This window comes from Weissella coleopterorum (assembly GCF_011304355.1).
GTDB classification, from domain to species: domain Bacteria; phylum Bacillota; class Bacilli; order Lactobacillales; family Lactobacillaceae; genus Weissella; species Weissella coleopterorum.
Map to the genome: position 1 here is coordinate 669,060 of NZ_CP049888.1, position 20,085 is coordinate 689,144.

Sequence of the window (20,085 nt, forward strand, 5' to 3'; positions counted from 1 at the left end):
TTCAAGTCGTAATTCAGCGAGTGAATCAGCACATGATTCAACATCATTAAGTGATTCACAACGGGATTCAAGTAGTGACTCAAGTAGTGATTCATTGTCAAATAGTGATTCACAACGTGATTCAAGCAGTGACTCAACTAGTGCTTCAAGCTCGATGAGTGATTCAGTATCAACGTCAAAGAGCGAATCAGCATCAAGTTCCGAATCAACAAGTCATTCCCAACGTGATTCAAGTAGTGAGTCAGCAAGTGATTCATTAGAGTCAAATTCAGACCACAATTCAGCAAGTGATTCAGCGTCGGATTCAGGTTCAACATCGGCCTCAAATTCAGCATCCGAATCAACTTCAAATAGTGCTTCAAATGAGACATCTGGATCAGATTCAGCATCCGAGAGTGGATCAATCAGTGAGTCAAACTCAACTTCTGAATCAACACAGAATTCGAAGAGTGAATCAGTGAGTGAGTCAAATTCAACGTCAAGTTCAAACTCGGCCAGTGATTCGACTTCAGTTTCTGAATCAGGTTCAAACTCAAATTCGGCGAGTGATTCAGCGAGTGATTCAAGTTCGATGTCAAGTTCTAGTTCACAAAGTGAATCAGACTCAGCGTCAAGTTCAAACTCAGGCTCAGAACCACTCGAATCAGGCAGTGAATCCGATTCATATAGTGATTCAAGTTCAAGCAGTGACTCACAACGGGATTCAAGTAGCGAATCAGCTTCGACGTCTGACTCAAAGAGTACTTCAAACAGTGCCTCGATTAGTGAATCAGCGTCAAGTTCAAACTCAAATAGTGACTCACAACGGGATTCATTAAGTGATTCAATTTCAACGAGTGGATCAAATAGTAGTTCACAGAGTGATTCAACGAGTGCGTCAATGAGTGATTCATTGTCAAATAGTGATTCACAACGGGATTCATTGAGTGATTCAATTAGTAGTTCAGATTCATATAGTGATTCAAGTCGCGATTCAAGTAGTGAGTCGGCTTCAGATTCAAGTCGTAATTCAGCGAGTGAATCAGCACATGATTCAACATCATTAAGTGACTCACAACGGGATTCAAGTAGTGACTCAAGTAGTGATTCAAGTTCAAGCAGTGACTCACAACGTGATTCAAGCAGTGACTCAACGAGTGCTTCAAGCTCAATGAGTGATTCAGTATCAAGTTCAATGAGCGATTCAGCGTCAAGTTCAGAATCAACGAGTGACTCACAACGCGATTCAAGTAGTGATTCAGCAAGTGATTCATTGGAGTCAAATTCAGACCACAATTCAGCAAGTGATTCAGCCTCAGATTCAGGCTCAACATCGGCATCAAATTCGGCATCTGAATCAACTTCAAATAGTGCTTCAAATGAGACATCTGGATCAGATTCAGCATCCGAGAGTGGATCAATCAGTGAGTCAAACTCAACTTCTGAATCAACACAGAATTCGAAGAGTGAATCAGTGAGTGAGTCAAATTCAACGTCAAGTTCAAACTCGGCCAGTGATTCGACTTCAGTTTCTGAATCAGGTTCAAACTCAAATTCGGCGAGTGATTCAGCGAGTGATTCAAGTTCTATGTCAAGTTCTAGTTCACAAAGTGAATCAGACTCAGCGTCAAGTTCAAACTCAGGCTCAGAACCACTCGAATCAGGCAGTGAATCCGATTCAGCGAGTGATTCAAGTTCAATGAGTGATTCACAACGGGATTCAAGTAGCGAATCAGCATCAACGTCTGACTCAAAGAGTACTTCAAACAGTGCCTCGATTAGTGAATCAGCGTCAAGCTCAAACTCAAATAGTGACTCACAACGGGATTCATTAAGTGATTCAATTTCAACGAGTGGATCAAATAGTAGTTCACAGAGTGATTCAACGAGTGTGTCAATGAGCGATTCATTGTCAAATAGTGATTCACAACGGGATTCAATTAGCGATTCAATTAGTAGTTCAGATTCACTAAGTGATTCAAGTCGCGATTCAAGTAGTGAGTCCGCTTCAGATTCAAGTCGTAATTCAGCAAGTGAATCAACGAATGATTCAACATCATTAAGCGATTCACAACGTGATTCATTAAGTGATTCAAGTAGTGATTCATTGTCAAATAGTGATTCACAACGGGATTCAAGTAGTGATTCCGCAAGCGCTTCGAGTTCAATGAGTGAATCGGTATCAAGCTCGATGAGTGAATCAGCGTCAAGTTCAGACTCAAAGAGTGACTCACAACGGGATTCAAGTAGTGAATCAGCATCCGAATCACAAAATTCAAATTCGGATACCAACTCAGCGAGTGATTCCGCTTCAGATTCAGGGTCAACGTCAGCATCAAATTCTGGTTCAGGGTCAACATCGGCATCTGAATCAGGATTAACGTCAACATCTGAATCAGCATCTGAAAGCACATCAATCAGTGAATCAAACTCAATTTCTGAATCAACACAGAATTCAACGAGTGAATCAGTGAGTGAGTCAAATTCAACGTCAAGTTCAAACTCGGCGAGTGATTCGACTTCAGTTTCTGAATCAGGTTCAAACTCAAATTCGGCGAGTGATTCAGCGAGTGATTCAAGTTCGATGTCAAGTTCTAGTTCACAAAGTGAATCAGACTCAGCGTCAAGTTCAAACTCAGGCTCAGAACCACTCGAATCAGGCAGTGAATCCGATTCATATAGTGATTCAAGTTCAAGCAGTGATTCACAACGGGATTCAAGTAGCGAATCAGCATCAACGTCTGACTCAAAGAGTACTTCAAACAGTGCCTCGATTAGTGAATCAGCGTCAAGCTCAAACTCAAATAGTGACTCACAACGGGATTCATTAAGTGATTCAATTTCAACGAGTGGATCAAATAGTAGTTCACAGAGTGATTCAACGAGTGCGTCAATGAGTGACTCATTGTCAAATAGTGATTCACAACGGGATTCATTAAGTGATTCAATGTCAGAATCAAACAAGAATAGTGATTCAAACCGGGAATCATTGAGTGAATCGGCATCAACATCAAGCCGTAACTCAAGTAGTGATTCAGCGAGCGAATCCGTTTCACTTTCAGAATCAGGCCGTAATTCAAGTTCAGATTCAGCTTCAAGCAGTGAATCAAGTTCAGAATCAAGCCGTAACTCAGCGAGTGATTCAGATTCATTCAGTGACTCAATGTCTGAATCAAGTCGTAATTCAGCGAGTGATTCAGCAAGTACATCAAGTTCAATGAGCGAATCAGTATCAAGTTCAATGAGCGATTCAGCGTCAAGTTCAGACTCAAATAGTGACTCACAACGCGATTCAAGTAGTGAATCAGCATCCGAATCACAAAATTCAAATTCGGATACCAACTCAGCGAGTGATTCCGCTTCAGATTCAGGGTCAACGTCAGCATCAAATTCTGGATCAGGGTCAACATCGGCATCTGAATCAGGATTAACGTCAACATCTGACTCAGCATCTGAAAGTGATTCAAACTCAACAAGTGGTTCATTGAGCAGTTCAGAACGTGATTCATTATCAGATAGTGCATCAAGTTCAATGTCTGGATCAGAATCAACGTCAGCATCTGAGTCAACATCAATGAGTGATTCGATCTCAACTTCAGCGAGCGAATCAGCCGCAGAAAGTACGTCACACTCGGATCAAGGTTCAGACTCAGCGAGCGGATCAGCATCAGAATCAACATCAGTTTCACATTCAAACTCAAGTTCAGAGAAGCCAGAGTCAGGAAGTGAGTCAGATTCATATAGTGATTCAAGTTCAATGAGTGATTCACAACGGGATTCATTAAGTGATTCAATGAGCGAATCAAACTCAACAAGTACGTCAGAGCGTAACTCAACGAGTGATTCAATGAGTGAATCAGGATCAACGAGTGATTCACAACGAGATTCATTAAGTGAATCAGAGTCAACGTCAGATTCAGTTTCACGCTCAATGAGTGAATCAGGATCAGCGTCAAGTTCAGATTCAACATCAAGCAGTGATTCACAACGTAATTCATTGAGTGATTCAATGTCAGAATCAAACAAGAATAGTGATTCAAACCGGGAATCATTGAGTGAATCGGCATCAACATCAAGCCGTAACTCAAGCAGTGATTCAGCGAGCGAATCCGTTTCACTTTCAGAATCAGGCCGTAATTCAAGTTCAGATTCAGCTTCAAGCAGTGAATCAAGTTCAGAATCAAGCCGTAACTCAGCGAGTGATTCAGATTCATTCAGTGACTCAACGTCTGAATCAAGTCGTAATTCAGCGAGTGATTCAGCAAGTACGTCAAGTTCAATGAGTGAGTCAGTATCAAGTTCAATGAGCGATTCAGCGTCAAGTTCAGACTCAAAGAGTGACTCACAACGCGATTCAAGTAGTGACTCAGCATCCGAATCACAGAATTCAAATTCGGATACCAACTCAGCGAGTGATTCCGCTTCAGATTCAGGGTCAACGTCAGCATCAAATTCTGGATCAGGGTCAACATCGGCATCTGAATCAGGATTAACGTCAACATCTGACTCAGCATCTGAAAGTGATTCAAACTCAACAAGTGGTTCATTGAGCAGTTCGGAACGTGATTCATTATCAGATAGTGCATCAAGTTCAATGTCTGGATCAGAATCAACGTCAGCATCTGAGTCAACATCAATGAGTGATTCGATCTCAACTTCAGCGAGCGAATCAGCCGCAGAAAGTACGTCACACTCGGATCAAGGTTCAGACTCAGCGAGCGGATCAGCATCAGAATCAACATCAGCTTCACATTCAAACTCAAGTTCAGAGAAGCCAGAGTCAGGAAGTGAGTCAGATTCATATAGTGATTCAAGTTCAATGAGTGATTCACAACGGGATTCATTAAGTGATTCAATGAGCGAATCAAACTCAACAAGTACGTCAGACCGTAACTCAACGAGTGATTCAATGAGTGATTCAGGATCAACGAGTGATTCAAAACGTGATTCATTAAGTGAATCAGAGTTAACGTCAGATTCAGTTTCACGCTCAATGAGTGAATCAGGATCAGCGTCAAGTTCAGATTCAACATCAAGCAGTGATTCACAACGTGATTCATTAAGCGATTCAATGTCAGAATCAAACAAGAATAGTGATTCAAACCGCGAATCATTGAGTGAGTCGGCATCAACATCAAGCCGTAACTCAAGCAGTGATTCAGTCAGCGAATCCGTTTCACTTTCAGAATCAGGCCGTAATTCAAGTTCAGATTCAGCTTCAAGCAGTGAATCAAGTTCAGAATCAAGCCGTAACTCAGCGAGTGATTCAGATTCATTCAGTGACTCAACGTCTGAATCAAGTCGTAATTCAGCGAGTGATTCAGCAAGTACGTCAAGTTCAATGAGTGAATCAGTATCAAGTTCAATGAGCGATTCAGCGTCAAGTTCAGACTCAAAGAGTGACTCACAACGCGATTCAAGTAGTGACTCAGCATCCGAATCACAAAATTCAAATTCGGATACCAACTCAGCGAGTGATTCCGCTTCAGATTTAGGGTCAACGTCAGCATCAAATTCTGGATCAGGGTCAACATCGGCATCTGAATCAGGATTAACGTCAACATCTGACTCAGCATCTGAAAGTGATTCAAACTCAACAAGTGGTTCATTGAGCAGTTCAGAACGTGATTCATTATCAGATAGTGCATCAAGTTCAATGTCTGGATCAGAATCAACGTCAGCATCTGAATCAACATCAATGAGTGATTCGATCTCAACTTCAGCGAGCGAATCAGCCGCAGAAAGTACGTCACACTCGGATCAAGGTTCAGAATCAGCGAGCGGATCAGCATCAGAATCAACATCAGTTTCACATTCAAACTCAAGTTCAGAGAAGCCAGAGTCAGGAAGTGAGTCAGATTCATATAGTGATTCAAGTTCAATGAGTGATTCACAACGAGATTCATTAAGTGATTCAATGAGCGAATCAAACTCAACAAGTACGTCAGAGCGTAGCTCAACGAGTGATTCAATGAGTGATTCAGGATCAACGAGTGATTCACAACGAGATTCATTAAGTGAATCAGAGTCAACGTCAGATTCAGTTTCACGCTCAATGAGTGAATCAGGATCAGCGTCAAGTTCAGATTCAACATCAAGCAGTGATTCACAACGTAATTCATTGAGTGATTCAATGTCAGAATCAAACAAGAATAGTGATTCAAACCGGGAATCATTGAGTGAATCGGCATCAACATCAAGCCGTAATTCAAGCAGTGATTCAGCGAGCGAATCCGTTTCACTTTCAGAATCAGGCCGTAATTCAAGTTCAGATTCAGCTTCAAGCAGTGAATCAAGTTCAGAATCAAGCCGCAACTCAGCGAGTGATTCAGCAAGTGCTTCAGACTCAATGAGTGATTCACAACGCGATTCAAGTTCAGAATCAAGTTCAGAGTCAAGCTCAATGAGTACGTCAGAAAATGATTCACAGAGCACTTCCGGATCAGAGAGCCTTTCAAGCTCAGAATCAGGGAAGGGTTCAAATAGCGAATCAGTTTCTGAATCAACGTCAGCGAGTGACTCACGAAGTGAATCAAGTTCAGAATCAAGTTCAGAGAGTACTTCAAGTTCAGAATCAGGTAAGAACTCAAGTAGTGAATCAGCATCTGAATCACAAAACTCAAATTCAGGAACGAATTCGGCAAGTGATTCAGCATCAAACTCAGGATCAACGTCAGGGTCAACATCGGCATCTGAATCAACATCAGCGTCAGAGTCAGGATTGGCATCAACGTCTGAATCAGCATCTGAAAGTGGTTCTAACTCGACAAGTGGTTCAATGAGTAGTTCACAACGGGATTCATTATCAGATAGTGCATCAAGTTCAATGTCTGGATCAGAATCAATGTCAGGTTCAGAATCAAGCTCACATTCAGAGTCAACATCGACATCGGCATCTGAATCAGCGAGTGAGTCAGCTTCAATGAGTGCCTCAACGTCTGGAAGTGAGTCTGAATCAGCATCTGAATCAACATCAATGAGTGCTTCAAGTTCAACTTCAGCGAGCGAATCAGCCGCAGAAAGTACATCACACTCGGATCAAGGTTCAGAATCAGCGAGCGGATCAGCATCAGAATCAACATCAGTCTCACATTCAAACTCAAGTTCAGAGAAGCCAGAGTCAGGGAGCGAGTCAGATTCATATAGCGATTCAAGTTCAACGAGTGATTCACAACGGGATTCATTAAGTGATTCAATGAGCGAATCAAACTCAACAAGTACGTCAGAACGTAACTCAACGAGTGATTCAATGAGTGAGTCAGGATCAACGAGTGATTCACAACGGGATTCATTAAGTGATTCAATGAACGAATCAAACTCAACAAGTACGTCAGAGCGTAACTCAACGAGTGATTCAATGAGTGAATCAGGATCAACGAGTGGTTCACAACGGGAGTCATTAAGTGAATCAGCATCAACATCAGATTCATTATCACGCTCAATGAGTGAATCAGGATCAGCGTCAAGTTCAGATTCAACATCAAGCAGTGATTCACAACGAGATTCATTAAGCGATTCAATGTCAGAATCAAACAAGAATAGTGATTCAAACCGGGAATCATTGAGTGAATCGGCATCAACATCAAGCCGTAACTCAAGCAGTGATTCAGTCAGCGAATCCGTTTCACTTTCAGAATCAGGCCGTAATTCAAGTTCAGATTCAGCTTCAAGCAGTGAATCAAGTTCAGAATCAAGCCGCAACTCAGCGAGTGATTCAGCAAGTGCTTCAGACTCAATGAGTGATTCACAACGCGATTCAAGTTCAGAATCAAGTTCAGAGTCAAGCTCAATGAGTACGTCAGAAAATGATTCACAGAGCACTTCCGGATCAGAGAGCCTTTCAAGCTCAGAATCAGGGAAGGGTTCAAATAGCGAATCAGTTTCTGAATCAACGTCAGCGAGTGACTCACGAAGTGAATCAAGTTCAGAATCAAGTTCAGAGAGTACTTCAAGTTCAGAATCAGGTAAGAACTCAAGTAGTGAATCAGCATCTGAATCACAAAACTCAAATTCAGGAACGAATTCGGCAAGTGATTCAGCATCAAACTCAGGATCAACGTCAGGGTCAACATCGGCATCTGAATCAACATCAGCGTCAGAGTCAGGATTGGCATCAACGTCTGAATCAGCATCTGAAAGTGGTTCTAACTCGACAAGTGGTTCAATGAGTAGTTCACAACGGGATTCATTATCAGATAGTGCATCAAGTTCAATGTCTGGATCAGAATCAATGTCAGGTTCAGAATCAAGCTCACATTCAGAGTCAACATCGACATCGGCATCTGAATCAGCGAGTGAGTCAGCTTCAATGAGTGCCTCAACGTCTGGAAGTGAGTCTGAATCAGCATCTGAATCAACATCAATGAGTGCTTCAAGTTCAACTTCAGCGAGCGAATCAGCCGCAGAAAGTACATCACACTCGGATCAAGGTTCAGAATCAGCGAGCGGATCAGCATCAGAATCAACATCAGTCTCACATTCAAACTCAAGTTCAGAGAAGCCAGAGTCAGGGAGCGAGTCAGATTCATATAGCGATTCAAGTTCAACGAGTGATTCACAACGGGATTCATTAAGTGATTCAATGAGCGAATCAAACTCAACAAGTACGTCAGAACGTAACTCAACGAGTGATTCAATGAGTAACTCAGGATCAACGAGTGATTCACAACGAGATTCATTAAGTGATTCAATGAGCGAATCAAACTCAACAAGTACGTCAGACCGTAACTCAACGAGTGATTCAATGAGTGATTCAGGATCAACGAGTGATTCAAAACGTGATTCATTAAGTGAATCAGAGTTAACGTCAGATTCAGTTTCACGCTCAATGAGTGAATCAGGATCAGCGTCAAGTTCAGATTCAACATCAAGCAGTGATTCACAACGTGATTCATTAAGCGATTCAATGTCAGAATCAAACAAGAATAGTGATTCAAACCGGGAATCATTGAGTGAATCGGCATCAACATCAAGCCGTAACTCAAGCAGTGATTCAGTCAGCGAATCCGTTTCACTTTCAGAATCAGGCCGTAATTCAAGTTCAGATTCAGCTTCAAGCAGTGAATCAAGTTCAGAATCAAGCCGCAACTCAGCGAGTGATTCAGCAAGTGCTTCAGACTCAATGAGTGATTCACAACGCGATTCAAGTTCAGAATCAAGTTCAGAGTCAAGCTCAATGAGTACGTCAGAAAATGATTCACAGAGCACTTCCGGATCAGAGAGCCTTTCAAGCTCAGAATCAGGGAAGGGTTCAAATAGCGAATCAGTTTCTGAATCAACGTCAGCGAGTGACTCACGAAGTGAATCAAGTTCAGAATCAAGTTCAGAGAGTACTTCAAGTTCAGAATCAGGTAAGAACTCAAGTAGTGAATCAGCATCTGAATCACAAAACTCAAATTCAGGAACGAATTCGGCAAGTGATTCAGCATCAAACTCAGGATCAACGTCAGGGTCAACATCGGCATCTGAATCAACATCAGCGTCAGAGTCAGGATTGGCATCAACGTCTGAATCAGCATCTGAAAGTGGTTCTAACTCGACAAGTGGTTCAATGAGTAGTTCACAACGGGATTCATTATCAGATAGTGCATCAAGTTCAATGTCTGGATCAGAATCAATGTCAGGTTCAGAATCAAGCTCACATTCAGAGTCAACATCGACATCGGCATCTGAATCAGCGAGTGAGTCAGCTTCAATGAGTGCCTCAACGTCTGGAAGTGAGTCTGGATCAGCATCAGAATCAACATCAATGAGTGCTTCAAGTTCAACTTCAGCGAGCGAATCAGCCGCAGAAAGTACATCACACTCGGATCAAGGTTCAGAATCAGCGAGCGGATCAGCATCAGAATCAACATCAGTCTCACATTCAAACTCAAGTTCAGAGAAGCCAGAGTCAGGAAGCGAGTCAGATTCATATAGCGAGTCAAGTTCAATGAGTGATTCACAACGGGATTCATTAAGTGATTCAAACAGCGAATCAAACTCAACAAGTACGTCAGAACGTAACTCAACGAGTGATTCAATGAGTGAGTCAGGATCAACCAGTGATTCACAACGGGATTCATTAAGTGATTCAATGAGCGAATCCAACTCAACAAGTACGTCAGAACGTAACTCAACGAGTGATTCAATGAGTGATTCAGGATCAACGAGTGGTTCACAACGTGAGTCATTAAGTGAATCAGCATCAACGTCAGATTCATTATCACGCTCAATGAGTGAATCAGGATCAGCGTCAAGTTCAGATTCAACATCAAGCAGTGATTCACAACGTGATTCATTGAGTGGTTCAATGTCAGAATCAAACAAGAATAGTGATTCAAACCGGGAATCATTGAGTGAGTCGGCATCAACATCAAGCCGTAACTCAAGCAGTGATTCAGCGAGCGAATCAGTTTCACTTTCAGAATCAACATCAATTAGTGGTTTACAAAGTCTTTCTGGATCCGAATCAGCATCAATTAGTGATTCACAAAGTAGTTCTAACTCAGAAGCAATGTCTGAAAATGACGCTGCATTACCGGAAACTGGAATTAATCAGAAAACGGATTTGAGTGCCTTAGGATTATTGGGAGCACTAGGATTAGTGGCAGCAGCCCGAAAGCGTAAGCGAAAGTAAGAATAGCAATTAGTCTTATTTAAATCGTGCAAAAAAATGACCCCCCTGTATTGATTAGTTCAATACAGGGGGGTATTTATAGTATAAATATCATTATTGGGAAGGTGCGTGATTATATTATTGACAATCTTTGTAAGAATCACAGTAGATATTTATAGAATAAGTTTAGTGGTACAATTTATGATGGAATGATGGAGGAATGTAGTATGGAATATAAATTTTTAGACTCGATAAAATTGAAACATGGGGCATATTTAAGAAATAGAATAGCTATGGCGCCTACTACTTTGGATTCATCATTTTATGATGGGCATATATCTAAAGATGAAGTTGAATATTATGCAATACGCTCTGGTGGTCCGGGAATGGTCATTGTTGAAACAGCGTATATTAATGACACAGCGAAGGGATTTCCTGGACAAATAAGTATTGCTAACGATAGTTTGATTACAGGACTATCACAAATTGCTTCAAGTATTAAAAATGGTGGTGCTAAAGTAGTTATACAGTTACACCATGCAGGAAGATTATCGAATCATATGTTATTAAATGATAATCAGCCGGTAGCGCCTTCATCAATTACAGACCCTAGTGGAGGTGAATTGCCTAGGGAATTAAAATATGAAGAAATAGAAAAAATAATTGATGATTATGGGAAGTCTGTTAAAAGAGCTATTAGTGCCGGCTTTGATGGTGTTGAGATACAAGGTGCAAATCGTTTCTTGCCACATCAATTTTTTTCACGTCAATCTAACCAGCGAGAAGATAAATGGGGAGATAAATATAATTTTATTATAGATTTGCTTAAAAAAATATCTAACGTTGTTGAAAAATATGCACCTAATGATTTTATTGTTGGTTATAGAATTAGCCCAGAGGAATCATTTTTCGGTGGGTATCACTATTTTGATGCAATCGAATTAGTTAATGTGATAACTAAAGAGAGTTGTCTAGATTATATTCATTTATCACAGCTTGACGCAGTCGGTACGCCTTTTATAGATAAGGATATAAAAACTCCGTTGGTTACACTATTTAGGTAATCTTTAGATGAAAAGGTTGCATTAGTTACCGTTGGAGGAGTTCGTAAAGCGTCTCAAGCAGAGGAAGCTATAGATGCTGGGGCAGATATTGTTGCAATGGGTATTCAACTAATGATTGAACCAAAATGGGTTGAAAAACATGAAAGACATGAGGAAAGTGGGATACGTTATGTTTTATCAAGGGCTGACTATTATGATTTAAAGATACCTGAGCCTGCCGTGAGAATGTGGTTAGAAGGGAAATTAAATCACAGATTTACGTTTGCAACGGACGAAAAACAACACTTACCCCCAAATACGCCATAATTATTAGTAATCATCTTCGATTGACTTGGTCTTCTGAACAGATCGCTCTACATTTCAAGCTATGTACTAAATCAATTTATAATTGGATTTATCGTGAAATTATTGATTTTAGTTCATAATTATTACCTGATAAGGCTCGACGACGTAAACGTAAGCATGAAAAACGTGGAACCTTTAAGATTGAGGCTACAATTGATCAAAGACCAGATAACGTTAATAAAAGAAATGAATTTGGGCACTATTCTGTCATCCCGGGGTCAATCTAAATAATGCTTAGAGACCTTTGTGGAACGACGTAGTAGATTTATTTGGGCAATTAAAATTTCAGATAGTACCAAGAAGTCTATGAATAAATTTGGTTCAACCGATAAATCGATTACGGTTTATCATGGTAAAGAATTCTCTAGTTATCAAAAATTAAATGAAAAATACAAACTACCAGTTTACTTTTGACATCCATATGCTCCATGGGAAAAAAGATTCAAATGAATATTTTAACCGTAAAATACGGTTGTTTTTCGCAAAAAAATTAATTTTTAAACAGTATATGAAAACGAGGTCTTAGAAGCGCTTGAAATAATTAATAGTCGACCGCTAAAGATAATAAATGTAAATACTGACATATCTGTATTTAGAAATTATTTTGATGAGTTTTCGTATTAAAGGTGCAATCTCCGATAAACAAAAAATGTTATGATGATATGTATGGATTGAAAAATGGTTTTGGTGGAGGACGCAGTTTAATGACGGTTAATTTAAAAACAATTGAAGATGATATTGCGAGAGGTAAAATTGCACCGGTCTACCTAATACAGGGAACTGATCAATATTTAATGTATCAAGCGCGTCAATTATTTGTAAATATCATTCCTAAAGATGAGCAATCAATGAATTTTGGTACGTATGATCTTAAGGAACAAAATTTAGCTAATGCGTTAGATGATGCACGATCAATGCCATTTTTTGGTGAACGCAGAGTGGTAATTATTGATAATGCATATATTTTAACGGGAGAACAGATAAAAAATAAATTGGATCAGCATCCTGAAGAATTAGTTAATTATCTACAACATCCAGAACCACAAACGATCTTAATATTAATGGCACCGTATGATAAATTAGATCGTCGAAAAAAACTCACTAAATTGTTACAAGAACAGAGTGTGCATCTTGCCTTTGGTAATCTAACTGAAAATGACGTTCGAAAAATAGTTGCGCGTGAATTACAAAGTAAAGACTACACAATATCCCCAAAAGCCTTACAACGTTTATTTCAGATAACCAACATGAAATTATCTCAAATTATGCAGGAAATACAGAAATTGATGCTATATGCACTACCAGCAAGAGAGATAAGTGAGCAAATGGTGCAGGAAACAGCGATCAAAACATTAAATGATAGTGTTTTTGATCTGATTGACTTAATTATTAAATTTAATGTTAACCAAGCGGTCCTTCTCTATCATCAACTTATCTTAAATGGGGAAGAGCCATTACGACTTCAAGGCGCTATGACTACGCATTTTAGGCTACTATTACAAGTTAAGTCAGCAACAACGAGTGAACAAGGAACTGCAAAAGAGTTGGGTGTTCATCCATATCGAGTTAAGTTGGCACGCCAAACGGTTCGAAACTTTCCGTATCAACAATTGGCTAAAATTTATTTGGAATTAGTTAAAATGGAACAACAATTGAAAACAACGCAACGTGATCCAGAATTATTATTTGAACTGTTTATTTTACAGGTTGGACGGAACGTTAACTAATGAACTTTAGATTAGTGTTTGCTATTTACGATGGGATAGGATACACTAATTAAGTGCATTTTAGTACACGACCTTATTCTCTGTTTTCCCGGATCACCGTCGGATTACGTAGAATAGGGCGACATTTTATTTATGAAAGGTGGAAAATTCCAATGGCAATTTCTGCAGAAAAAAAGACAGAAATCATGAAGGAGTTCGCACGTCACGAAGGTGATACTGGTTCAGTTGAAGTACAAGTTGCAGTTTTAACTGCTGACATCAACTCATTGAACGAGCATATGTCTGAACACAAGCATGATTTCCATTCACAACGTGGATTGATGAAGAAGATCGGTCGTCGTCGTAATTTGTTACGTTACTTACGTAATAATGATGTGGCTCGTTACCGTGAGTTAATCGCTAAGCTTGGTTTGCGTCGTTAATCTTTTAACCCGTAGACACTGTAAGACATAAATCATCAAAGGAGAATTGACATGCCAATTATTGAAGGTTCAATTAAGCGTGCTCGTTTGAACAAAGTACAACGCGAGCGTAATATTGCCCAAAGTTCAGCATATCGTACCGAAGTGAAGAAGTTCCGTAAAGCTGTTGAAGCTGGAGCGGATAATTTACAAGAATTATATGTAAATGCTTCTTCAGCACTTGATCGTGCTGCTGTTAAGGGTTTGATTGCAAAGAATAAAGCTGCTCGTGATAAGTCACGTTTGGCTTCTTTGCTTAAGTAATAAAAATTATATCAACTAGTCTTGGCTAGTTGATTTTTTAAAAAGGTTATTGGAATTTTTCCAATAACCTTTTTTTATTGGTGTGCGGTATATTTTGGTAAAAACAGCTATCTTTTTTAAATAAAATATCATGATATAGGTTGACATAATATAATACGTCATATAATATAAGAGAGTAATATATTATACGAAGTATAGCGTTATTTTGAAAACAATATTAATAGGAGTACAATAATGAATATTTTAGATGTCAAAAATGTGTCAAAGATTTACGGAAAAAAAGGTGAAAAACAGCATGAAGCTCTAAAAAATCTGAGCTTTTCGATGGAAAAGGGTGAATTTATTGCCATCATGGGTGCTTCTGGCTCTGGAAAATCAACCTTATTGAATTCCATTTCTACACTTGATACACCAACTACGGGTGAAATTATGATTGATGGTGAATCAACCAGCAATCTAACGGGGCGTAAATTGGCTCAATTCCGTTCGCAAAAAATTGGATTTATTTTTCAAGAGTTTAATCTATTAGAAAATTTGACGGTGTTTGAAAATATTGGATTACCACTTTCGCTACAGGGTGTCTCGGCGGGGAAAATTAAGGCTGCAGTTCAAAAAGTAGCTAAATTGTTAGGAATTGAAAACCTGTTATCAAGTTATCCAGAACAAATTTCAGGTGGTCAAAAACAACGAACTGCAGCGGCGCGGGCATTGGTCCACAATCCGGCTATTATTTTGGGGGATGAGCCAACTGGTGCGCTTGATTCTAAAAATGCCAAAAGTTTGTTGGATACCATGCAAGAAATGAATCAACAGCAGGCGGTTTCAATTCTTATGGTAACTCACGATGCAATGAGTGCTAGTTATGCTAACCGTGTGTTATTCATTCAGGATGGTCAAGTCTACCAAGAACTCATTAAGGCGCAGGGTGAAACGAATGAATCATTTTATCAAGATGTCTTAAGTGTTGTGGCACAATTGAAATAAACCAGTTAGGAGTTGGTATACAAATGTTATTAAAATTATCATTATCAGGAATAAAAAAGCGGGCGCACGACTACGTTGTCTTATTTTCCGGGCTGGTCCTAACAGTTGCTATTTTTTACATGTTTGAAGCTGTAGCTACTAATAAAGCTTTTATTAATTCAAGTTCATCTATCAGCGTTTTGCCCATCATCTTTCAATTAGGCTCAATTTTATTGGGAATGATTACGGTCTTCTATCTCATGTACGCAAATTCATTTTTACTTACGATGCGACAACGTGAGTTTGGAATGTATATCATGTTAGGAGCGAAGAAAAGTAAGGTAACCCAAATTATGTTTGGTGAGACCATTTCGGTTGGGTTGGTTGCATTGGCTAGTGGAATTGGAATTGGAATTGGGTTGACCGGAATAGTTAGTTATTTGTTAATGCAAATGCTTAATTTTAAGGCAAATAATTTTCAAGTATGGAGCAGTCAAGCGTTTGTTTTCACCATATTATTCTTTGTTATTTTATTTGTCTTCGGAGCAATTTTTAATGGTTTAGTTTTAGGAAAAACGAAGTTAATTGATCTATTAAAAGGAGAGAAGCGAGTTAAACGGATTAAAATTAAAAATAGCCAGCGTTGGACGCTGTTTATTTTGGCCATTGGCTTGCTGGCCATTGGATATTATGCGTTGTATCAAGTGGGGGCCGGCAAGATGCAACTTAACGGGATTGTAACTGGTTTACTTACAATTCCAGCAGGTACTTATTTGTTTTTTGTGGCAGTTGTTCCACAAATTATTAATTGGTTAAAGGCACGGCCACAGACCATATCAAAACAGTTAAAAACATTTACACTCGGTCAAATTAATTTCCGAATGGGACAATATGCCCGCATGTTAGCGGTAGTGACGATGCTACTAGCAATGGCTTTGGGAAGTTTAACGGTGGGATTGGGCTTTAAAAGCAATGTTTCCATTGTGAACGATCGGAATTATTATTACGATGCAATTCTACATAATCCGACAGATCAAGAACGAAATTTGATTAAAAGTAATGATGCCCAAGCTCAAATGATTAATTACCAATATAAAGTGATGGATGAAAAGGTATACTACTTAGATGATGATTTGGCTCTACATATGCCCAAAATGCGGATAAACGGGAAAGTTTTAGTGCCCAAGCAGTCAGACTTGAAAGCCGAAAAATTATCAACAAATTGGCAGATGGTGTCCAACGACTTATATCCATACTTCATGAATGATAATATTAATATGCCTAAGACAATTGAAGTGATTGATCAGAATGACTTTGCGCTTATTAATCAACCCGTGCAAATTACAACAACAGTTAAAACTAATAATTTTCATCAATATTCACAATTATGGAATAAATTGGATCAGATGGAGATAAAGAATAATGATTTAAACGGCAAAAATTATTTGAGCCGGTATCGTGGAGAACATGAAATTGGTGAAATGGCTAAAGGATTAGAATTTATGGGCTTCTTCTTGGGAAGTGCATTCTTGGCGATGATGGCTAGTACCTTAATGTTTAAGATCTTGTCAGGAGCGAAAGATGATCGGCGTCGTTATCAAATGCTGACTAAAATTGGTGCGCAAAAACCCGTTATGAAAAAAGCAATTGCACAGGAATTAGGTTGGCTTTTTGCTATTCCAGCTGGAGTCGGGCTGATTCACGTTCTATTTGGATTACAGATGTTTAAAATGATGATGGACCAACCATATCACCAAATTTGGATTCCAATAATGATTATGGGAATTTTATACTTTATTTATTATTTGATTACAGTCATAATGTATCAAAAATTAGTATTAAACAATGATTTAAAACAGTAATATAATTGGTATGAAAGTTGCTGAAATGGTTAATTTCCGTTTTGTGTGATTTTTCATGCCATTTTTAATATCAAAGACTTTAAGCTTAATTACAGGAATGATATGATAAATTAGATAATAAGAAGAAATAAATTTTAATAGTTCGTTTTAAATATGATAAAGAGATATAATGTTAAACATAGCTTCATATAAACGTAAAGGGGAAGTCTCATGGCCTTAAAAAAGAAAGCCCGGCAAACATTGATCTTAGAAATTTTAGCTCAACAGGTGATTGATTCACAAGAAGAATTGATGCAAGCTTTACAACAAATGGGATATGAGGTGACGCAGGCTACAATTTCACGCGATATTAAAGAGTTACGAGTGGTCCGGCGTGCGGATCAACATGGGCAAAACCGTTATCAAGTCTTGCCTGATAATGTCGAGACAACCCCTAGTTTGGTAATTGAAGGGGTGCAGGCGATGGCTACTGCAGCTACGCAGGTTGAATTTATGATCTCAATTAAGACTACTCCTGGAAGTGGAAATCGCTTAGCAGCGTTAATGGATGCAAATCAAATTGATGAAGTTGTTTCAACGATTGCGGGACATGACACGATTCATGTTTTATGCAAATCAAGGACAGCAGCTGATCAATTGATTAATAAATTAATAACATGGATTGAATAAATGAATAATTTTTTAAAATGGATTAAGAAAATACATATTTGGTTTCAGGAACGACGTAGGCACCTCAAGCAGAGTTGGAATAGGACGCTAGGTCCAATCTGGCATCGATTCCAGATTACTCGGTGGATTATCGTAGTCTTATTAGGTTTGTTTTTTGTTATTAGTGTGACCGGAACTTTTGAAGCGAAAACAACGGATGTTTCCAATTTGAAAACAAGGTTAAAAAGTACAACAGAAATATATGATGCAAGTGGTAATAAGGCCGGTTCATTGGCTGGTGGAAAAGGGACCTACGTATCTTATAAAAATATTTCACCTAATATTACGACGGCCGTTTTATCAACTGAAGATCGTAATTTTTACCATGAATATGGATTTTCGATTGTTGGTCTAACTCGGGCGGCGTTGAAAATAATTTGGCATAAAATAACATTTACTAGTACAGGGGCATTATCGGGTGGTTCAACGATTACACAACAATTGGTTAAGAATGCATTTTTAACTCAAAATCAAAATTTAACGCGAAAAATTCGTGAACTTTTCTTGTCTGTTCAAGTTGAAAATGTTTATTCTAAAAATGATATTTTGACGATGTATTTAAATAATGCTTATTTTGGTGAAGGTGTTTGGGGGGTGCAAGACGCTTCTCAAAAATATTTCGGAATTAATGCAAGTCAATTAAATGCACAACAAGGGGCGATGTTAGCCGGAATGTTACAATCACCAAATGGTTATGATCCCCTCGAGCATCCTGATGCGGCGAAAAATCGACGAGACCAAGTTTTGCAAAACATGGTTAATAATAAAAAAATGGAACAAACATTAGCTAGTAATTTAATGCAAACTGCCATTGGTGCTGATGACTATCAAGTAACCAGCACCAATTATGAGTATCCGTATTATTTTGACTCGGTTATTGACGAAGCTATTAATAAGTATCATCTTAAAGAACAAGATATTATGCAAAATGGTTATAAGATTTACACAAATATGAATCAAGATGATCAAACAAACTTACAAAATGATTATTTGAATTCATACCTGAATCCGATTGGTGAGGGATCGCAAGCAGCTACGGTGATTTTAAATGCTCAAAATGGCGGTGTTCGAGCTGTGATTGGTGGGCGCGGAGAGCACCAATTCCGTGGGTTTAACCGTGCTACGCAGATGAAACGTCAGCCGGGTTCAACAATCAAGCCGATTGTTGATTATGCTCCAGCATTGAGCAGGGGATATTCTTATGATTCGATGTTGCCTAATCGAGAAATGACATTTGGTACTAATAAGTATGCACCACATAACGCGTCAGATATTACAACGGAAGACGTTCCAATGTATCAAGCTTTGGAGAAGTCATATAATATTCCGGCTGTTTGGTTGAGTGAAAAAATTGGCATTGATGCATCGTATAATGCAGGAATCAAAGCTGGTCTGCCATTGACAAAGAGCGATAAAAATTATGCGATGACAATTGGTGGGCTAAGTAAGGGAGTATCGCCATTACAACTGGCTCAGGCATATACAAGTTTTGCTAATGGTGGAAACATGTCAGATGCCCATTTTATTACTAAAATTGAGGATGCCAGTGGACGTGTATTAGTAGATACCGTCAAACCTAAGCAGACTCGTTTGTGGTCATCTAAGGTGACTAATGAAATGACTAGTATGTTAATGGGAGTTTATACGAACGGGACAGGGGCATCTGCGGATCCAAGTGGCTATCAAGTTGCAGGTAAGACGGGAACAACCGAATTTAGTAGTAAAACCGATAGCGGGAATACTACGAACGAAGCGACGGATTCTTGGGCGGTTGCCTATACGCCGGACATTGTCAACGTGACTTGGACTGGAAATGATGATGGATCAGTCATCCCTTCAAGCCTTTCACAGACAACGGGACCATTAATGAAACGTTCCTTGGAACAGGTGATTCCAAATACTGCACAAACTGCTTTTAAAGTTAAAAGTATCCGAACGCAAATTGCCAACAATAGTTTGAATTTTGATGATACAAATAGTCAAATTTCTGATAATATTAATGGTATTACCGATAACATTGCATCGGGGTTGAAAGACACTGGAGAGACAATCAAAAAAGGTGCTGAAACGGTTTGGAACGGATTAAGAAATAATTTGGGATTTTAGAGGAGATTA

At 39.0% G+C, this 20,085-nt stretch carries 21 protein-coding genes; 14 read left to right on the forward strand and 7 right to left on the reverse strand.

Annotated elements, in window-relative coordinates; all coding sequences use genetic code 11:
* Nucleotides 1-213 precede the first annotated feature (213 nt).
* From G7084_RS03460 to G7084_RS03475, 4 genes are all read right to left on the reverse strand, one after another.
* Complete coding sequence (locus tag G7084_RS03460; RefSeq protein ID WP_166010088.1) at nt 214-3,321, reverse strand: hypothetical protein; 3,108 nt, start codon at nt 3,319-3,321, stop codon at nt 214-216.
* A 294-nt stretch (nt 3,322-3,615) separates the two neighbouring features.
* Nucleotides 3,616-4,383 (reverse strand): hypothetical protein, encoded by a 768-nt coding sequence (locus G7084_RS03465; protein WP_166010090.1) that lies wholly within the window; start codon nt 4,381-4,383, stop codon nt 3,616-3,618.
* A gap of 294 nt (nt 4,384-4,677) precedes the next feature.
* Entirely contained in the window at nt 4,678-5,445 is a 768-nt protein-coding gene (locus tag G7084_RS03470; protein WP_166010092.1) for a hypothetical protein, read from the reverse strand.
* Nucleotides 5,446-5,739: 294 nt separating this feature from the next.
* Nucleotides 5,740-6,414: a hypothetical protein gene (locus tag G7084_RS03475; RefSeq protein WP_166010093.1), complete on the reverse strand. Its 675-nt coding sequence runs from the start codon at nt 6,412-6,414 to the stop codon at nt 5,740-5,742.
* On the opposite strand from G7084_RS03475, the gene G7084_RS03480 reads away from it, so the two are divergent.
* Nucleotides 6,399-6,761 (forward strand): hypothetical protein, encoded by a 363-nt coding sequence (locus G7084_RS03480; RefSeq protein ID WP_166010095.1) that lies wholly within the window; start codon nt 6,399-6,401, stop codon nt 6,759-6,761. The genes G7084_RS03475 and G7084_RS03480 overlap by 16 nt on opposite strands.
* 256 nt (nt 6,762-7,017) lie before the next feature.
* On the opposite strand, the gene G7084_RS03485 is transcribed toward G7084_RS03480, so the two are convergent.
* The gene (locus tag G7084_RS03485; protein ID WP_166010096.1) at nt 7,018-7,800 is read right to left on the reverse strand and encodes a hypothetical protein; all 783 of its coding nucleotides are present in this window, start codon (nt 7,798-7,800) and stop codon (nt 7,018-7,020) included.
* On the opposite strand from G7084_RS03485, the gene G7084_RS03490 reads away from it, so the two are divergent.
* The gene (locus tag G7084_RS03490; protein ID WP_166010095.1) at nt 7,785-8,147 is read left to right on the forward strand and encodes a hypothetical protein; all 363 of its coding nucleotides are present in this window, start codon (nt 7,785-7,787) and stop codon (nt 8,145-8,147) included. The two genes, G7084_RS03485 and G7084_RS03490, sit on opposite strands and share 16 nt — an antisense overlap.
* Nucleotides 8,148-8,403: 256 nt before the next feature.
* Here G7084_RS03490 and G7084_RS03495 read toward each other — a convergent pair whose 3' ends face one another.
* Nucleotides 8,404-9,186: a hypothetical protein gene (locus G7084_RS03495; protein ID WP_166010098.1), complete on the reverse strand. Its 783-nt coding sequence runs from the start codon at nt 9,184-9,186 to the stop codon at nt 8,404-8,406.
* Between G7084_RS03495 and G7084_RS03500 the strand changes: the two genes are divergently transcribed.
* Complete coding sequence (locus G7084_RS03500; protein WP_166010095.1) at nt 9,171-9,533, forward strand: hypothetical protein; 363 nt, start codon at nt 9,171-9,173, stop codon at nt 9,531-9,533. The two genes, G7084_RS03495 and G7084_RS03500, sit on opposite strands and share 16 nt — an antisense overlap.
* A 256-nt stretch (nt 9,534-9,789) precedes the next feature.
* Here the strand turns inward: G7084_RS03500 and G7084_RS03505 are convergent, their stop codons facing one another.
* A complete protein-coding gene (locus G7084_RS03505) occupies nt 9,790-10,287 on the reverse strand; it encodes a hypothetical protein (protein WP_166010100.1) in 498 nt (165 codons plus the stop codon).
* Here G7084_RS03505 and G7084_RS03510 point away from each other — a divergent pair.
* From G7084_RS03510 to G7084_RS03555, 11 genes are all read left to right on the forward strand, one after another.
* Nucleotides 10,271-10,597, forward strand: coding sequence for an LPXTG cell wall anchor domain-containing protein (locus G7084_RS03510; protein ID WP_166008874.1), 327 nt, complete (start codon nt 10,271-10,273; stop codon nt 10,595-10,597). The genes G7084_RS03505 and G7084_RS03510 overlap by 17 nt on opposite strands.
* A gap of 206 nt (nt 10,598-10,803) precedes the next feature.
* The gene (locus tag G7084_RS03515) at nt 10,804-11,640 is read left to right on the forward strand and encodes an oxidoreductase (RefSeq protein WP_246163866.1); all 837 of its coding nucleotides are present in this window, start codon (nt 10,804-10,806) and stop codon (nt 11,638-11,640) included.
* A gap of 111 nt (nt 11,641-11,751) precedes the next feature.
* Entirely contained in the window at nt 11,752-11,946 is a 195-nt protein-coding gene (locus G7084_RS08205) for a hypothetical protein (RefSeq protein WP_246163868.1), read from the forward strand.
* Nucleotides 11,947-12,231: 285 nt separating this feature from the next.
* Nucleotides 12,232-12,399 carry a hypothetical protein gene (locus G7084_RS03520; RefSeq protein WP_166010102.1) on the forward strand — a complete coding sequence of 56 codons (168 nt, stop codon included), beginning with the start codon at nt 12,232-12,234 and terminating at the stop codon, nt 12,397-12,399.
* A gap of 290 nt (nt 12,400-12,689) precedes the next feature.
* A complete protein-coding gene (gene holA, locus G7084_RS03525) occupies nt 12,690-13,712 on the forward strand; it encodes a DNA polymerase III subunit delta (RefSeq protein WP_166010104.1) in 1,023 nt (340 codons plus the stop codon).
* Nucleotides 13,713-13,864: 152 nt separating this feature from the next.
* The gene (rpsO, locus tag G7084_RS03530; protein WP_166010106.1) at nt 13,865-14,134 is read left to right on the forward strand and encodes a 30S ribosomal protein S15; all 270 of its coding nucleotides are present in this window, start codon (nt 13,865-13,867) and stop codon (nt 14,132-14,134) included.
* 51 nt (nt 14,135-14,185) lie between these two features.
* Entirely contained in the window at nt 14,186-14,437 is a 252-nt protein-coding gene (rpsT, locus tag G7084_RS03535; protein ID WP_166010108.1) for a 30S ribosomal protein S20, read from the forward strand.
* A 231-nt stretch (nt 14,438-14,668) separates the two neighbouring features.
* Nucleotides 14,669-15,421 carry an ABC transporter ATP-binding protein gene (locus G7084_RS03540; RefSeq protein WP_281346950.1) on the forward strand — a complete coding sequence of 251 codons (753 nt, stop codon included), beginning with the start codon at nt 14,669-14,671 and terminating at the stop codon, nt 15,419-15,421.
* A gap of 23 nt (nt 15,422-15,444) precedes the next feature.
* Nucleotides 15,445-17,262 carry an ABC transporter permease gene (locus tag G7084_RS03545; protein ID WP_166010112.1) on the forward strand — a complete coding sequence of 606 codons (1,818 nt, stop codon included), beginning with the start codon at nt 15,445-15,447 and terminating at the stop codon, nt 17,260-17,262.
* A 210-nt stretch (nt 17,263-17,472) separates the two neighbouring features.
* Nucleotides 17,473-17,931 (forward strand): arginine repressor, encoded by a 459-nt coding sequence (locus tag G7084_RS03550; RefSeq protein WP_166010114.1) that lies wholly within the window; start codon nt 17,473-17,475, stop codon nt 17,929-17,931.
* Nucleotides 17,932-20,076 carry a PBP1A family penicillin-binding protein gene (locus tag G7084_RS03555; protein ID WP_166010116.1) on the forward strand — a complete coding sequence of 715 codons (2,145 nt, stop codon included), beginning with the start codon at nt 17,932-17,934 and terminating at the stop codon, nt 20,074-20,076.
* Nucleotides 20,077-20,085 lie beyond the last annotated feature (9 nt).